The organism is Stenotrophomonas sp. GW821-FHT01H02A (assembly GCF_059422145.1).
In genome coordinates this window covers 193,525-208,694 of sequence record NZ_JBWKWI010000008.1, presented here as the reverse complement: position 1 = coordinate 208,694, position 15,170 = coordinate 193,525, and the positions used below count along the sequence as shown (strand labels likewise).

The following is a 15,170-nucleotide window of genomic DNA, read 5'->3' as shown; positions in this document are numbered from 1 at the left end:
ACTGGACATCCCGGAAGAGGCGCCTATATTGTATAGACATATACACCGATGTGGTTGCTGCCATGCACTGTGACACCCTCTGGTACCACGCCAACCTGATCACCGTCGATGGCCCGGGCCTGGGCGTGATCGAGAACGGCGTCATTGCCGCCACCGATGGGCGCATCGTGCATGTCGGCGCGGCCGGCTCGGCGGACCATCTGCAGCCGGCCCAGCGGATCGACGGCGGCGGGCGCTGGATCAGCCCCGGCCTGATCGACTGCCATACCCACCTGGTCTATGCCGGCAACCGTGCCGGCGAGTTCGAGCAGCGCCTGCAGGGCGTGAGCTATGCCGACATCGCCCGTGCTGGCGGCGGCATCGTCTCCACCGTGCGCGCCACCCGCGCCGCCAGCGCGGCCGAGCTGCTGGCCGCCAGCCTGCCCCGGCTGGACGCCATGCTGGCCGAGGGCATCACCACGCTCGAGATCAAATCCGGCTACGGGCTGACCCTGGCCGACGAGACCAAGCAACTGCAGGTCGCGCGCGAGCTGGGCCGCCAGCGCGCGGTCGAGATCGTGCCGACCTTCCTCGGCGCGCATGCGATTCCGCCGGGCCGCGACGCGCAGGACTACATCGACGAGGTCTGCGACGTCATGATTCCGGCGGTTGCCGCCGCTGGGCTGGCCGAAGCGGTGGACGTGTTCTGCGAGAACATCGCCTTCAGTGCCGCCCAGGCCGAGCAGGTCTTCATCGCCGCGCAGCAGCACGGGCTGGCGATCAAGATCCATGCCGAGCAGCTCAGCAACCAGCACGGCGCCGCCCTGGCGGCGCGCCACGGTGCGCTGTCGGCCGACCACATCGAGCACCTCGACACCGACGGCATCGCCGCGATGCGCAGCGCCGGCACCGTGGCGGTGCTGCTGCCGGGCGCGTTCTACTTCACCCGCGATACCACCCTGCCCCCGATCGCGGAACTGCGCGCGGCCGGCGTACCGCTGGCGCTGGCCACCGATTCCAACCCCGGCACCTCGCCGCTGACCAGCCCGCTGCTGGCGATGAACATGGCCGCCACCCTGTTCCGCATGACCGTGGACGAATGCATCGCCGGCTTCACCCGTGAAGCGGCGCGTGCGCTGGGCCGCCATGACCGGATCGGCCGACTGGCGGTCGGCCTGGACTGCAATCTCGCCCTGTGGGACATCGAGGCACCCGCCGACCTTGTCTACCGCATGGGCTTCAACCCCCTGCACGCCCGCGTGATGCGCGGCCAACCCGCATGAACCCTGTGATGCCTGGAGATTCCATGAGTACTACCCTGACCCTGCACCCCGGCGCCGTCACGCTGGCGCAATGGCGCGCGATCCATGACGGCGCGCGGGTGCGGCTTGACCCGGCCTCGGCCGCGGCCGTGCTGCGCAGTGCGCAGACCGTGGCCGACATCGTCGCCAAGGGCGCGCCGGTGTACGGCATCAACACCGGCTTCGGCAAGCTGGCCAGTGTGCGCATCGAGCGCGACGATCTGGAAACCCTGCAGCGCAACATCGTGCTCTCGCACGCCGCCGGCGTCGGCGAGCCGATGCCCGCACCGGTGGTGCGCCTGATGATGGCATTGAAGCTTGCCAGCCTGGCCCAGGGCGCCTCGGGTATCCGCCCGCAGACGCTGGCGCTGCTGGAAGCCTTCCTGCAGCACGACGTCATTCCGGTGATTCCGTGCCAGGGCTCGGTCGGCGCCTCCGGCGATCTGGCCCCGCTCTCGCACCTGGCCAGCGTGATGATCGGCGTCGGCGAAGCGTTCGTCGATGGTCAGCGCCTGCCCGCGGCCGAGGCACTGGCCAAGGTCGGCCTCGCCCCGCTGGTGCTGGGCGCGAAGGAAGGCCTGGCCCTGCTCAACGGCACGCAGTACTCCACCGCCTATGCCCTGGCCGGGCTGTTCGCGATCGATACCGTGTTCCGCGCGGCGCTGGTCACCGGCGCGCTCTCGGTGGAAGCGGCCAAGGGCTCGGACACGCCGTTCGACCCCCGCATCCACAGCATCCGTGGCCAGCGCGGGCAGATCGCCACCGCTGCCGCGCTGCGCACGCTGATGCAGGGCTCGGCGATCCGCGAATCGCACCGCGACAACGACGTGCGCGTGCAGGACCCGTACTGCCTGCGTTGCCAGCCGCAGGTGATGGGCGCGGCCTTCGACGTGATGCGCCAGGCCGCCACCACGCTGGCGATCGAAGCCAACGGCGTGTCCGACAATCCACTGGTGTTCACCGATACCAACGAGGCGCTGAGCGGGGGCAATTTCCACGCCGAGCCGGTCGCCTTCGCAGCCGACATGCTGGCCATGGCGGTGTGCGAGATCGGCTCGATCAGTGAGCGCCGCACCGCGATGCTGGTCGACCCGGCGCTGTCCGGCCTGCCGGCCTTCCTCACCCCGAAGCCCGGCCTCAACTCCGGCTTCATGATCCCGCAGGTCACCGCCGCAGCGCTGGTCTCGGAAAACAAGCAGCGCGCGTACCCGGCCAGCGTCGATTCGATCCCGACCTCGGCCAACCAGGAAGACCACGTCTCGATGGCCGCCCATGGTGCGCGCCGCCTGATCGCGATGGCCGAGAACGCGGCCAACGTGATCGGCATCGAGCTGCTCGCCGCCGCGCAGGGCTGCGATTTCCATGCACCGCTGCGCTCCAGTGATGCGCTGGAAGCCGTGCGCCTGCGCCTGCGCGCGCAGGTACCGACGCTGGAAGACGACCGCTACTTCCATCCGGACATGGTCGCCGCGACCGATCTGGTCCGCAGCGGCGTGCTGGCTGAGGGACTGGCCGACATCCTCCCACCGCTGGAGCCGCTGTCATGACCGCACATCCGGACTGGCTGCAGATCCACCGCGGCGATGCACCGTTGATCGTCAGCTTTCCGCATACCGGCACCGAGCTGCCCGATGCGCTGGCCGCGCAGTTCATCTCACCGTGGCTGGCCCGCCGCGACGCCGACTGGTGGGTGCACGATCTGTATGCGTTCGCCCAGCAGATGGGCGCCACCACGATCCGCTCGGCGGTGTCGCGCTCGGTCATCGATCTCAACCGCGATCCCAGCGGCACCTCGCTGTACCCGGGCCAGAACACCACCGGCCTGTGTCCGCTGACCACCTTCGACAACCAGCCGCTGTACCGTGATGGCCACGGCCCGGACGACGCGGAGATCGCGCACCGCCGCGATACCTGGTTCATGCCCTACCACGACGCCCTCGCTGCGGAGATCGCGCGCCTGCGTGCGCAGCACGGCACCGTGGTGGTGTACGACGCGCACTCGATCCGCTCGCACATTCCGCACCTGTTCGATGGCCAGCTGCCGCAGTTCAACCTGGGCACCAATGGCGACACCACCTGCGACAACGCGCTGACCGATGTGGTCGACAACCTCTGCGCGATGAGCGGCATGAGCCATGTGCGCAATGGCCGCTTCAAGGGCGGCTACATCACCCGCCATTACAGTGACATCCCCGGCGGCGTGCACACGCTGCAGATGGAGCTGGCCTGCCGCGGCTACATGCACGAGCCCGAGGCCGTGGATGAGCACAGCTGGCCCACCCCGCTGGATCCCGATCACGCCGCCCCGCTGCGCGCCACGCTGCAGCAGGTGCTCGATGCCTGTCTCGACTTCGCTACGTCCCGGAGTGCTGCATGACCCGTCTCGATTCCACCCGCACCATCCTCGCCCCGACCGGCACCACGCTGACCTGCAAGAGCTGGCTGACCGAAGCGCCGCTGCGCATGCTGATGAACAACCTGCACCCTGACGTGGCCGAGCGCCCGCAGGAGCTGGTGGTCTATGGCGGCATCGGCCGCGCCGCGCGCGACTGGGAAAGCTACGACACGATCATCCAGACCCTGCAGCGGCTGGAGGATGACCAGACCCTGCTGGTGCAGTCCGGCAAGCCGGTCGGCGTATTCCGCACCCATGTGGACGCCCCGCGGGTGCTGATCGCAAACTCCAACCTGGTGCCGCGCTGGGCCAACTGGGACCACTTCAACGAACTCGATAAAAAGGGCCTGGCCATGTACGGCCAGATGACCGCCGGCAGCTGGATCTACATCGGCGCGCAGGGCATCGTGCAGGGCACCTACGAGACCTTCGTGGAAATGGGCCGCCAGCACTACAACGGCAGCCTGGCCGGCAAGTGGCTGTTCACCGGTGGGCTGGGCGGCATGGGCGGCGCGCAGCCGCTGGCTGCAGTGATGGCCGGTGCCTCGTGCCTGGCGGTGGAATGCCGCAGGAGCAGCATCGAGATGCGCCTGCGCACTGGCTATCTGGACACCTGGACCGACGACCTCGACGAAGCGCTGCGCCTGATCGAGGAATCCTGCACGGCGAAGAAGCCGCTCTCGGTCGGCCTGCTCGGCAACGTCGCCGACGTGCTGGACGAGCTGCTGATCCGCGGTGTGAAGCCGGACCTGCTGACCGACCAGACCTCCGCGCACGACCCGGTCAACGGCTACCTGCCGCAGGGCTGGACGGTGGAAGAATGGGACGACAAGCGCGTCAGTGCACCGAAGGAAGTGGAAGCCGCCGCGCGCGCGTCGATGGCCAACCACATCCGCGCGATGCTCGGCTTCCACTCGCTTGGCGTGCCGACAGTGGACTACGGCAACAACCTGCGCCAGATGGCGTTGGAAGAAGGCGTGGAGGATGCATTCGACTTCCCCGGCTTCGTGCCCGCCTACATCCGCCCGCTGTTCTGCCGCGGCATCGGCCCGTTCCGCTGGGCCGCGCTGAGCGGCGACCCGGAAGACATCGCCAAGACCGACGCCAAGGTCAAGGAGCTGATCCCGGACAACCCGCACCTGCACCGCTGGCTGGACATGGCCGCCGAGAAGATCAAGTTCCAGGGCCTGCCCGCGCGCATCTGCTGGGTCGGCCTGGGCGACCGTGATCGGCTCGGTCTTGCCTTCAACGAGATGGTCGCCAATGGTGAACTGAAGGCACCGGTGGTGATCGGCCGCGATCACCTGGATTCGGGCAGCGTCGCCTCGCCGAACCGCGAAACCGAAGCCATGCAGGACGGCTCCGATGCCGTCTCCGACTGGCCGCTGCTCAATGCCCTGCTCAACACCGCCAGCGGCGCCACCTGGGTCTCGCTGCACCACGGCGGCGGCGTCGGCATGGGCTTCTCGCAGCACGCCGGCATGGTCATCGTCTGCGATGGCACTGAAGCGGCGGCCAAGCGCATCGCGCGCGTGCTGTGGAACGACCCGGCCACGGGCGTGATGCGGCATGCCGATGCGGGCTATGGGATCGCGGTGGAGTGTGCGAAGGAGAAGGGGCTGGATCTGCCGGGGATTCTGGGCTGATGCGGGAGGGCCCCGGCCGACGGTCGGGGCCTTCCACATAGACCTGATTCCACCCACCAGATGCTCAATGCTTCCGGGCAAGCGAGCGCTCGTTTCGCAGGGAACGTCAGACTACCCGGACGTTCTGGGTGATGCAGGCAAGCGCAAGCCTTGTGAGTGGAAACTGCATGTGATCCATGGCGCCACGCCCTTGGCCACCGCCGGGGAATTCAGCCAGCCAACGCCCCGACCCGCTGGTACGTTGGCATCCGCTGGGCGTACAGACCGGCAAGGTCATTCCCCGTACGGACGTGGACGAAGTGCTGCTTGCCGATGCTGACGAAGTTGGCTTTAGTGGAGCTGTTCTGGAAAGTCCTTCCAACCTCCACTGCCTTCAGGGCACTGATCCACAGCCACTCGTCCCTGCCCTTGATGGCATACCATACCGGCATCCGAAACACGCGCTCGAAAGCAATAGCCTTCTTGAGCTCGTCATCCAAGGTCAGTGAGTAAAACAAGCGTCCTTTCCACTCTTTCGGCGAGAGATTCTTGGCGTCTACACCGATCATGCCCAATGCATCGAACAACAACAGGAAGTCCGGGCGTTTGACCGCTCCGGTGAACAGGCTGGCGAACGTATCCGGCTGCTGGCAAATCGCTACGTAGGGCAGTCCCTCTCGCTCGAACCACTCGGCCAGGGCAGTCTCACCTTCCAGGCCAGCAAGCGCACGCTGCTCCGCGGTGGTCCGCCATTGTCTATCCCAGCGCAGCGCCGCCTCCCGCATATCGAAGCCAGGCGCCGTTGCCTGCTCATTGGCATCGGCGTCCTCATTGCCATTCTCCGGCTGCAGGTACTCGTCCAGGTTCGCGGCATGGTCGATCGTGGCTTCATCGCTCTCCATGCCCCACTCTGCAGCGTGCCAATCCGCCATGGGCTTGCCGTGGTAAACGAAGCCGTTACGAACGTACTGGCCGATATGGTCGTCAGCAAGCGCATAAATGAAGTCTGCTGTGCGTTCGTCCACATGCGGAGCGATCGAAATATCACATACGTTCGATTTCGTATCGTAGAAGACGCGCTCTACGTGGTACTTCAACCGCCAGTCTTTCAGCGCCCCGACGAAGTTCCGCAACTCATCCATCTCCCGCGGATCGTCGTAACGGCTGTCGATGTATGGGTACTCTGGCAAATCGTCCATGTCTATTGCTCCCTGGGTTCCCCAAGCGATGCGAGCCTTGTAAAGCCACATTCGCCAAGCGCATTTACATGCAGTTCCACGATCCTATCGGCAGCAGAGACGGAATCTTGAGCAAGCGGGGTACATCCCCCCCTTTCAAGCGCGTCCCGCATTTACCGCCGAGCAGGTCTGCAACCTTACGAACCGCGTGCGGCACCACCGCTATCCGGGCTTGGGAGCGTCGCGACACCTTCGTTGAGTATTCCCATACGCCCCACAAGGGTGACGAACACCCCCTCATCCTGTTAACTTGCGCGCCCCACATGAAGTTGACAGGGTGCCGCGGCGACGCGGGCCGTGTCCGCACTGATACCGCGCACGAATGACTGCCCTCCCGAATCGCTCCACCGCCCCTGCCCTGTCGCTGCTCGCCGCCGCCCTGCTGGCCAGCCTTGCCACCACCGGCACCGCCCACGCCGCGCCTGCCGGACAGGCCGTCACCCTGGACGCGGTGAACGTCACCGCCGCCGATGCCACCGAGGCTGCGCGCCGCGCGCTTGATCGGGTGCCCGGTGCAGGCAACGTCGTCGATATGACCCAGGTCGGTCAGGGCCGCGTGGCCGGCACCGCCGATGTGCTGGCCTACCAGCCCGGCATCAGCGCGCAGAGCGCCGGCAACGAAGGCGTCAAGGTCTCCATCCGCGGCTCGGGCCTCAACCGTGCGCCGGGCGCGCATGCCTCCGGCCTGTCGGTCTCGCTGGATGGCCTGCCGCTGACCGGCCCGGGCGGTACGCCGTACGAACTGCTGGAACCGCTGTGGCTGAGCCGCGTCGAGGTCCTGCGCGGCGCCAACGGGTTCGAGCGCGGCGCGCTGGCCCTGGGTGGTGCAATCAACTACATCACCCGCAGCGGCCGCGACACACCCGGACTGGAGCTGCACTACGAAGCCGGCGCGCGCGGTTACCAGAAGCGCGGGATCAGCCTGGGCGGGGTGCACGATGCCGTCGACTACTTCCTGGCCTACACCGACACCGAGTACGACGGCTATCAGCAGCACGCCGCCGGCAAGGGCAAGGGCGCGGTGGCCAACATCGGCTGGCAACTCACCCCGGAGCTGGAAACGCGCTTCTTCCTGCGCTACCGCGAGACCGATCATGAAACCCCGGGGCGCCTGACCCGCGCGCAGATCCGCAACGATCCGCGCGCGGCGAATCCAGCCAACCTGGCGATCGACGCGCGCCGCCCGCAGCCGGGCAGCACCTGGATCGGCAATACCACGACCTACACCATCGATGAAAGTTCGTCGCTGCAGGCCGGCCTCGTGTACCACAAGTACCCGATGGACTTGAACGAAAGCCTCTACCGCCAGCAGCTGGACTACGCCAACCTCAACGGCACCCTGGACTACCGCCGCCGGCACGCGCTGTTCGGGCATGACAGCGTGACCACGATCGGCCTGCGCGTGACCCACGATCTGGACGCGAACGTGCGCGAGACCCTGCGCTTCGCCAGCAACGGCTATCCCGCTGGCACGCACACCCGCGATTTCCAGCATGACGGCACCGACAGCGTGCTGCATATCGGCAATGATCTGGCGCTGAGTGAGACGCTGCGCCTGCAGACCGGCATGGCGTTGATCCACACCCGCCGCGATGTGCAGGTGACCTGGCCGGCCACGCCGGAACGGCTGTCCGAGCGCCAATGGGACTATGCACCGCGGCTGGGCTTCACCTGGCAGCAGACGCCGCAGACGCAGTGGTTCGGCAACCTGAGCCGTTCGGTGGAGCCGGCGCATCCGTGGTCGATGATCTGGGGTTCGAACCAGTACTTCGCCGCCGGCAATGGCGCCTCCACCGGCCGCCAGCGCGCGCCGGTGGAACTGGACAACCAGACCGCCACCACGCTTGAACTCGGTGCACGCGGCGATAGCGCGCTCGGCCGCTGGGAGCTGACCGGCTACTACGCGCGCCTCAACCACGAACTGCTCACCGTGGAAGTGCAGCCGGTGCCGAACCTGTTCATCGCCGAATCCAACGCCAGCCCGACCGTGCACCGTGGCATCGAAGCGGGCCTGGACAGTGCGCTGTGGCAGGGCGTCGGCGGGCGGCTGTCATTGCGCCAGGCTTACACCTTCAGCGACTTCCGCTACCGCGATGATGCACGCTTCGGCAGCAACCGCCTGCCCGGCCTGCCGCGCCACTACTACCAGGCCGAGCTGCGCTATGACCATCCGGCCGGCTTCTACGCCGGGGTGAACACCGAGTACGCCTCGAAGATGTTCGTCGACTATGCCAACAGCTACAGCGCCGACAGCCACGTGATCTTCGGCACCCGCATCGGCTACGACGCACCCGGCGGCCGCTGGCAGGCGTGGGCGGAGCTGCGCAACCTGACCGACCGCCACTACGCCGCGACGGTCACGCCGGGCTACGACGATGCCGGCAAGGATGTCGCGCGTTCGACGCCGGGTGACGGGCGCGGTGTGTATGCCGGGGTGCGCTGGCGCTTCGACTGAGCCCTCAGGCGGTGCGGTGCCTCATACCACCGCATCGAGCTGGAACGTTTGCAGATACAAACCGAACAAGGTGACAAGCGCACCGACCAGCATGGTCAGCGCGCCTGTGCCCGCGCGATCGCCGCTTCGGCCAACGGCACCATCCGCGCATAGCCTGCCGGCGTCGGATGCACGCCATCGGCGGCCAGTTCCGGATCGAGCCCTCCATCCTTGTTGGTCATGGCCGTGTGGTAATCCAGATAGACCAGCCCCTGCTGCTCCGCATAGGCGCGCAGTGCCCTGTTGAGCGCCGTCACCTTGCCGGCAGGCTGCGCGCCGGGTTGCCACGGGTAGTCGCTGACCGGCAGCACCGAGGCCAGCACGATGCGGATGTTGTGCGCCTGCGCCAGTTCCACCATCGCGCGCAGGTTGTCTTCGATCATCGCCTGCGTGGCAGGTCCGGTGTTGCCGGCGATATCGTTGGTGCCGGCCAGGATCACCACCACGGCCGGCTTCAGCGCAATGACATCCTGCTGGAAGCGCACCAGCATCTGCGCCGTGGTCTGCCCGGAGATGCCGCGGTTGACGTAGGGCTTGCCGGGGAAGAAACCGTCACCGCCGGTTGGCCCCCAACCTTCGGTGATGGAATCGCCGTAGAACACCACGCGCCTGGTCCCGGGCGCGACGGGCGCCAGCGCCGCGTTCTCGGCGCGGTAGCGCTGCAGCTGCGGCCAGTCGAGCAGGCGCTGCTGCATCTCCGTGATCTGCGCAGGGGTCGCCTTGTCGGCGGGCACCTGATACAGCGGGTTGGTCGCAGGTGACTCCTGTGCGTGTGCGCTCGCATGCAGGGCACACGCAGCGAAGGTCGCGGCAAGCACGGCGGAACGGATCAAGGCGGTCAAAGCGCGGCACTCCGGTTGCGGCACGCCGATAGTCTCAGCGATCGGCGACCAGGGATTCAAGCTGCGCTGCGACGCGGTCGAAGGGACCGATATCACGCGTTGCCCGGCTCATCGCCACTGCACCTTCGATGCTGGCGATGATCATGGTGGCAATGCCCTTGGCCTGGTCGGACGGGCGGCCGCCGCGACTCAGCGCCTCCGTCAGCCGCGCCTCCCAACGCGCGAAGACATCGGCTGCTGCACGCTGCGCATCATCGGGGGCATCGTCGATCGGTTCTTCGACGGCCGCGGCGAGCACCGGACAGCCCATATGGAAGTCCGAACGGATCAGGCGCTCGCGCCACGCCGCCAGGAACAAGGACAGCCCGTCCGGCGCTGCTCCCTGCAGGCAGGTATCGAGCAGCGCATCGACTTTCGCGCCTGCCAGCGTGGTGGCCTCGGCCAGCACCTGCTGCTTGCCGCCCGGGAAGTGGTGGTAGGTCGAACCAAATGGCGCCTGCGCACGCTTGGCTACTTCACGCACGCTGGAGGCATTGAGGCCATAAGTGGCGAGCATCTCCGCTGCCGCAGCGACTACGCGCTGCGGGGCATCGGAATGGCGTGCACTCATGGCCGGACTCCTTGCTAAGACGGATGTCATAGATTAGCGTATTTGCGTTATGACAACTGTTATAGAAGAGCGCCTCCGCCCATGAATCTCTGGTTCCGCCTGCTGTTCCTGCTGCTGTCCTCGCCGTTCCGCTCCAAGCTGACCGCTCCGTTTGCAGTGTCGCGACTGAACTTCCGGGTGCTGCCCAATGACATCGACAGCAATCTGCACATGACCAACGGTCGCTACTGGACGATCTTCGATCTGGGCCGGCTGGATCTGGTGTTCCGGATGGGCCTGGGCCGGGTGGCATGGCGCTCCAAGTGGGCCCCGATCGTCAGTGGGGGCAGCATCCAGTTCCGGCGCGAGCTCAAGCCGTTCCAGCGTTTCGTGCTGGAAACCCGGTTGGCCGGCTGGGTCGGCACCCGCATCATCATGGAGCAGCGGGTGCTGGTCGGCGACGAGGAAAAGGTCGCCACGCGCGCCCTGCTCATCACCGGCATCTACGACCGTCGCCACCGCCGCTTCGTCTCCACCGAGCAGATGATGGAGGCCATCGGTGCCCCCAGCGTGCCGTCGCCGGAACTGAGCAAGGCGGCGCAGGCACTGCTCGCGGCGGAAGTGGCGATGAAGGAGGACTGAGGCTCGTGCCGGTTGCACGCTGACCGCAGCGCTCAGCCTGTGCGCCAAGGCAGGATCTCCGCCTTGGTCATCATCGTCTGTTCGATCAGGCGCACGCACGTCTCATTCGGACTGACCAGGAACCATTGCTCGCTGTTGCGCAGCAGTGGCAGGTCAGCGCGATGATCGGTGTAGGCCATGCGCCACGGCGGCGGGTAACCGCGCTCGGCAAGCATCGGAATCTTGTTCTCGCCAAGACAATGGTGCTCGCTGATCCACCCACCCAGGAACGGCCGCAATGTCGAGGCGACCAGCGGCACGTCCTGCAGCCCTTCGCGTTCGAGCAGCGCCCGTGCCAAGGGTTCCCAGCAGCCGGTGGCGATGACGACCTCGTCGCCCTGCGCGAGATGGTGACGCAGGCGTTCCACGCCCTGCACCAGGAACACCGGCTCCGGTCCGGCAAACACCTCATCGGCATGCGCGACCGCGAGCGCCACCAGCGCCTCACGGCGGCGGCCGAACGTGGCCATCCAGACCGCGAAGCGCACCGGCAGCCGGCGCGTGCGCGGCAGTGCCCAGAGCGGCACCAGCACCGGCAGTGCCAGCAGCACCCCGGCGATCCGCCATGGCTGGCGTCGCAGCAGCGTTTTGAAGAACCGGCTGGCGGTCTCCCAGCGGGTCAGCGTCAGATCGAAATCGAAGACCACCACAGTACGTTCGGACATCCGTGTCACTCCGTTCAGAAGACGCCCTGCACCTGCAGGTTGCCATCATTGGTGGGCGTCAGTACCAGCCCGTAAGCCTCGTTCTTGCGGCTGAATCCTGCCGAGCAGATCGCGTCCCAGCCTTGCCCGCAATCCACCTCGGGATGCACGGCGAAGGTGGGTTCGCCCGCGTTGTCGGGCGCTGCGGCGACCCACCCGGCCTTGAGCAACAGCGCTTTGGCCTGTGCATAGGGCATGCCGACAGTAACGCCGATCTCTGTCCAGGCAGGGGGCAGCGCGGGAGCATCCGCGGCGTGCACGTGGCCGGCAGAGAACAGAAACAACAGCGCCAGGAACATCGATTTCATCAGCATCACATCGCGGGACGGGGCTGCACAGGATAAAGCGCAGGATGATCCGCGGGCACGTATCGCGCCGCCACGTCAGAATCCGTCCAGCGTCCGCAGCAAGGAACCAAAGGTCAGATAGAACGAGCTGTGCCCGCCCTGTGCGCGCCCGTAGCCGAGGAACACCGGCCCGAGGAACGTATCGGCGCCGACGAACAGACTGCCGGCCGTCTGCATGCCATCGATGTTGACGTCCTCGCGTCGCTGCCAGTAACCGCCCCACTCCACGCTGCCGCCGACGTACAGCGGAATCGTCAGCAGGGAATCGGCGTGCGCGACGCGGCGGTAATACACCACACGGGCCAGTGCGGTCTGCGGCGCGAAGATGGATTCTTCCGGGTAGCCGGACAGATTTCCCAACCCGCCCAGAAAGCCGTAGGTGGCCAGCAGATCATCGCCGCCGTGCGCCGAAGAGGCGCGCAGCCCGCCGAGCCAGCGGTTGTGCCCGTGCGCCCATGCCCCATCCCACTGCACCCGCGTGACTGCGGCCGAGTTATCGGTGCCCAGCGCATCCAGGTAATGCTGGCGGGTCAGTGACAAGCGTTGCCCGCGACTCGGGAAGGCGGAGCTGTCGATCGAATCGTGGCGCAGCTGCCAGCCGACGCTGCCCATGTCGGCGCGGTAGTTGCCCAGTTCGCTGGGGTTGCCGACATCCAGCCGCAACCGCTCGCGTCCCCGCTCACCGAACAGCGCCAGCTCCCAGTCCGGGTGCGGCGAGTAGGCCCAGCGCAATCCGCCCAGCCACTGGCTGTAACGGAACTCGGCCAGTGCGCCGCCGCGCATCAGCGCCAGGTCCAGATCGGTGGCACGGTACTTGGCATAGGTGGACAGCGCATGCCGGCCGCTGCCGCCGAATGGCCGGTAATACTCGGCAAACGCCTCCTCGACTTCGCCCAGCCCCAGGCGCAGTTTAAGCTCGGCGCCCTGCTCGCTGAGCCCGGTGCGGGTCAGCTCGGTGATGAGCTGGTAGTTGCTGCTGCCATCGAAATCATCGGACAGGCGCAGCGCGAAGTGCAGGAAGTCCGGCCCCCAGCGTTTGTCCTGCGGTGCCAGGACCAGGCCCTGTTGCCCGTCGCGCTCATCGAGCCGCCATTGCACCTGCTCGTAGCGGCCTTCTCCGTAAGCGGTGGCGACCTTCTGCTCCACGCGGTCCGGCTCCAGCGGCTGGCCCACTTCCGGCTGCAGGCGCTGCTCGATGTAGCGCGCGGTGCGCGTCCTGTCGTGCAGCACATCGATGAAGGCCACGATCGGCGTCTCGTAGGCCGGCGGGCGATGCTGGCGCTGGAACGCGGCGTAGCGGGTCTGGTCCACCTGGAAGCGCCGGACGGAGACCACCTCGGCTTGTGCGGCCTGCTCTCCCACTCCCACCGCCTTCGGTGAGCGGTTGAAATCCTGGCTGCCCATGTCGCCCAGCGGCGGCGTGATCAGCAGATCCTGCGGCCCCAGCGTGGCCAGCTGCGCGAGTACTTCGCGCTGCATCAGCACGCTGGCCATCTGGTGGCTGATCGCCAGCGGCGAATCCAGTTGCGCCTCGGTCATCAGCGGCGAGCCGACCCGCGAGACGATCAGCCGCTGCGCCCCCAAGCGACGGGCCTCATCGATCGGTACGTTGTCGACCACGCCGCCATCGACCAGCAGATGGTCCTCGTAGCGGACCGGCGCGAACACGCCTGGCACCGACATGCTCGCGCGGATCGCCAAGGCCAGGTCGCCCTGCGCGAACACCACCTTCTCGCCGCTGACGATGTCGGTGGCGATCGCCCTGAAGGGAATCGGCAAGGCATCGAAGTCGCGCACCTGCCAGGTCGGCAGCAACAGGCGACGCAGCAGCATTTCCAGTTTCTGGCCCTGGATCAGGCCCTGTGGGAAGGCGATCCTGCCGTTGCTCAGGCCGACCTCCACACCGCCCAGCAGGCGCAGGTCATCTTCCTTGCGGCGCATGCTGCGCTCGTCGCGCGGCGGCTTGTCGCGCAGCACCTCGGCCCAGTCGATCCGGTCCAGCACCGCCTCGATCTCGTCGGCGGTATAGCCCGAGGCATACAGCCCGCCGACCACCGCGCCCATCGAGGTGCCGACGATGCAGTCGATGGGTACGCGCTCGCGCTCCAGTACCTTGAGCACGCCGATGTGGGCGGCGCCGCGCGCACCGCCGCCGCCGAGCACCAGGCAGGTGCGGGGGCGCTCGGGATCCTGCACCAAAGGAGCAGGATGCGCTGAAGCGCTCTGCGCGACCGCCAGCAGTGGGGCACACATCAGTGCCGCCAAGGCGGACAGCCAGCCGCTGAGATCACGCCGCATGGCGGTGCTGGTGGCGTGTGTCGGTGTCTGCTGCATTCGATCCCTCGCTCCCCGGTACCCGTCATCCCCTTGGAGCGCACTTTGCCTGCCGGGCCCGGCGAGGTCCACCCGCTGTGCCTGGCTCCTGTATCTCAACTGCCGTTGGGAACAAACCCCAGCAGCGCCACGACCAGGCAGACCAGCCCGCCAGCGAACGGCAGATACGTTGCCCACACCGGTGCCCCCTGGCCAACCGCGAAGGCGAGGAATGCCTCCCGTACGCTTCGGCCGGTCAGGAACGGGATGATGACCAGCGCCAGCAGGGGCAGCAACGATGCGAGCCCGAAACCGATCAATGCCGGGCGATGATCATTGCTGGCAAATCCCCCCAGCGGGTACAGAGCCAAGCCAGCCAGCAATCCGACGAAGAGCAGGATGTTGGCGGCCCAGATCGTGGTGCGGTGGCGGCGCCGCAGCGCGGCCCGGGACCAGCCTCGGTAGTGCACCTGCAATCCCCTCGCCCAGTACGCCACCAGCCACGCTGCGAGGGTGCCGCCGACGACACCGCTGACCGCCGGTCCCCAGGGTGGTATATCCATGCTGACATCCTTGTGCTGTTCCAGCAGTGTAAAGCCGCGGCCGCGAATGCAAAACGGCCGCCCATCGCGGGCGGCCGTTGATCTGATGCCAGGCGCTGT

Annotated in this window: 13 protein-coding genes; 6 read left to right on the top strand and 7 right to left on the bottom strand. The window is 67.1% G+C overall.

What is annotated here, in order from left to right; genetic code table 11:
* Positions 1-62 precede the first annotated feature (62 nt).
* From hutI to hutU, 4 genes are read left to right on the top strand one after another with little or no spacing between them, the layout of a single operon-like run.
* The gene (gene hutI / locus AC07WC_RS13900; RefSeq protein ID WP_495210508.1) at positions 63-1,262 is read left to right on the top strand and encodes an imidazolonepropionase; all 1,200 of its coding nucleotides are present in this window, start codon (positions 63-65) and stop codon (positions 1,260-1,262) included.
* Positions 1,263-1,285: 23 nt separating this feature from the next.
* Positions 1,286-2,827, top strand: coding sequence for a histidine ammonia-lyase (hutH, locus tag AC07WC_RS13895; protein ID WP_495210507.1), 1,542 nt, complete (start codon positions 1,286-1,288; stop codon positions 2,825-2,827).
* Positions 2,824-3,657 (top strand): N-formylglutamate deformylase, encoded by an 834-nt coding sequence (gene hutG / locus AC07WC_RS13890; protein WP_495210506.1) that lies wholly within the window; start codon positions 2,824-2,826, stop codon positions 3,655-3,657. The genes hutH and hutG overlap by 4 nt, the downstream gene beginning before the upstream one ends.
* The gene (gene hutU, locus AC07WC_RS13885; RefSeq protein ID WP_495210505.1) at positions 3,654-5,321 is read left to right on the top strand and encodes a urocanate hydratase; all 1,668 of its coding nucleotides are present in this window, start codon (positions 3,654-3,656) and stop codon (positions 5,319-5,321) included. The genes hutG and hutU overlap by 4 nt, the downstream gene beginning before the upstream one ends.
* Positions 5,322-5,530: 209 nt before the next feature.
* Here hutU and AC07WC_RS13880 read toward each other — a convergent pair whose 3' ends face one another.
* Positions 5,531-5,998 carry a hypothetical protein gene (locus AC07WC_RS13880; RefSeq protein ID WP_495210530.1) on the bottom strand — a complete coding sequence of 156 codons (468 nt, stop codon included), beginning with the start codon at positions 5,996-5,998 and terminating at the stop codon, positions 5,531-5,533.
* Between the two features lie 862 nt (positions 5,999-6,860).
* Between AC07WC_RS13880 and AC07WC_RS13875 the strand changes: the two genes are divergently transcribed.
* Positions 6,861-8,993: a TonB-dependent receptor family protein gene (locus tag AC07WC_RS13875; protein WP_495210504.1), complete on the top strand. Its 2,133-nt coding sequence runs from the start codon at positions 6,861-6,863 to the stop codon at positions 8,991-8,993.
* 95 nt (positions 8,994-9,088) lie between these two features.
* Here the strand turns inward: AC07WC_RS13875 and AC07WC_RS13870 are convergent, their stop codons facing one another.
* Together AC07WC_RS13870 and AC07WC_RS13865 are read right to left on the bottom strand one after the other, a co-directional pair.
* Positions 9,089-9,850: an SGNH/GDSL hydrolase family protein gene (locus AC07WC_RS13870; protein ID WP_495210529.1), complete on the bottom strand. Its 762-nt coding sequence runs from the start codon at positions 9,848-9,850 to the stop codon at positions 9,089-9,091.
* Between the two features lie 58 nt (positions 9,851-9,908).
* Positions 9,909-10,484 (bottom strand): TetR/AcrR family transcriptional regulator, encoded by a 576-nt coding sequence (locus AC07WC_RS13865; RefSeq protein WP_495210503.1) that lies wholly within the window; start codon positions 10,482-10,484, stop codon positions 9,909-9,911.
* 81 nt (positions 10,485-10,565) lie between these two features.
* On the opposite strand from AC07WC_RS13865, the gene AC07WC_RS13860 reads away from it, so the two are divergent.
* Positions 10,566-11,105, top strand: coding sequence for an acyl-CoA thioesterase (locus AC07WC_RS13860; RefSeq protein ID WP_495210502.1), 540 nt, complete (start codon positions 10,566-10,568; stop codon positions 11,103-11,105).
* A gap of 32 nt (positions 11,106-11,137) precedes the next feature.
* Here the strand turns inward: AC07WC_RS13860 and AC07WC_RS13855 are convergent, their stop codons facing one another.
* The 4 genes from AC07WC_RS13855 to AC07WC_RS13840 form a co-directional block, all read right to left on the bottom strand.
* Positions 11,138-11,809 (bottom strand): HAD family hydrolase, encoded by a 672-nt coding sequence (locus tag AC07WC_RS13855; protein WP_495210501.1) that lies wholly within the window; start codon positions 11,807-11,809, stop codon positions 11,138-11,140.
* A 14-nt stretch (positions 11,810-11,823) separates the two neighbouring features.
* Entirely contained in the window at positions 11,824-12,147 is a 324-nt protein-coding gene (locus AC07WC_RS13850; protein WP_495210500.1) for a hypothetical protein, read from the bottom strand.
* Between the two features lie 84 nt (positions 12,148-12,231).
* The gene (locus AC07WC_RS13845; RefSeq protein ID WP_495210499.1) at positions 12,232-14,493 is read right to left on the bottom strand and encodes a patatin-like phospholipase family protein; all 2,262 of its coding nucleotides are present in this window, start codon (positions 14,491-14,493) and stop codon (positions 12,232-12,234) included.
* A gap of 131 nt (positions 14,494-14,624) precedes the next feature.
* Positions 14,625-15,071 carry a hypothetical protein gene (locus AC07WC_RS13840; protein WP_495210498.1) on the bottom strand — a complete coding sequence of 149 codons (447 nt, stop codon included), beginning with the start codon at positions 15,069-15,071 and terminating at the stop codon, positions 14,625-14,627.
* Between the last annotated feature and the right edge of the window lie 99 nt (positions 15,072-15,170).